This is a genomic window from Stenotrophomonas sp. YIM B06876 (assembly GCF_030711595.1).
GTDB lineage: Bacteria > Pseudomonadota > Gammaproteobacteria > Xanthomonadales > Xanthomonadaceae > Stenotrophomonas.
This window is the reverse complement of the sequence record NZ_JAUJUJ010000182.1, coordinates 1-1,070: the sequence shown is the minus strand read 5'-3', so window position 1 is coordinate 1,070 and position 1,070 is coordinate 1. Positions and strand designations below refer to the sequence as shown.

Here is a 1,070-nt window from a genome sequence, read left to right as displayed (position 1 = left end):
CTGGGTTTTTGCGGCCTGTATGCACCCGAGGCCGCCGGCGGCCTGCAGCTACCCCGCCTCGACGCCACGCTGGTGTTCGAGGAAATGGCGGCCGTCGACCCATCGACCACCGCCTTCATCACCATCCACAACATGGCGACCTGGATGCTCGGCACCTGGGCGACCGACGCAGTGCGCGACCACTGGGGGCCGCTGCTGACCACGGGTGAAAAGCTCGCCTCCTACTGCCTGACCGAGCCCGGCGCCGGCTCGGACGCGGCCTCGCTGAAAACGCGCGCCGAACTGGTCGGCCACGAATACGTGATCAACGGCAGCAAGGCCTTCATCTCGGGCGCGGGCGCGACCGACGTGCTGGTGCTGATGGCGCGCACCGGCGATGCGGCATCGGGCGCGGGCGGCATATCCGCCTTTGCCGTGCCGGCCGACCTGCCCGGCATCAGCTACGGCAAGAAGGAATACAAGATGGGCTGGAACAGCCAGCCCACGCGCACCATCAGCTTCGACAACGTGCGCATCCCGGCCGACCACCTGCTCGGCCGCGAGGGCGAGGGCTTCAAGATAGCGATGAAGGGCCTGGACGGCGGGCGCATCAACATCGCCACCTGCTCGGTCGGCGCGGCGCAGGGCGCGCTCACGCAGGCGCAGCGCTACATGCACGACCGCAAGCAGTTCGGCAAGCCGATCGCGAGCTTCCAGGCGCTGCAGTTCAAGCTGGCCGACATGGCGACCGAGCTGGTCGCCGCACGCCAGATGGTGCGCCTGGCCGCGAGCAAGCTCGACGCCGGCGCGCCCGATGCGTCCACCTACTGCGCCATGGCCAAGCGCTTCGCCACCGACGCCGGCTTTACTGTCTGCAACGAGGCGCTGCAGCTGCACGGCGGCTACGGCTACATCCGCGAGTACCCGCTCGAGCGCCTGCTGCGCGACGCGCGCGTGCACCAGATCCTCGAAGGCACGAACGAAATCATGCGCGTCATCATTGCCAGGCGCATGCTCGACGGCGATGCTCCCGAGGCGATTCGCTAGGTTTTTCATAGCTACTAACGCTGGATACATAAGCGCTATCGGCC

At 67.6% G+C, this 1,070-nt stretch carries 1 protein-coding gene; it reads left to right on the top strand.

All coding sequences use genetic code 11. The annotated features are described in order from the left end of the window. The coding region (locus tag QZH66_RS15870; protein WP_305806860.1) for an acyl-CoA dehydrogenase family protein at positions 1-1,026 on the top strand (1,026 nt) is incomplete at its 5' end. Positions 1,027-1,070: the final 44 nt, after the last annotated feature.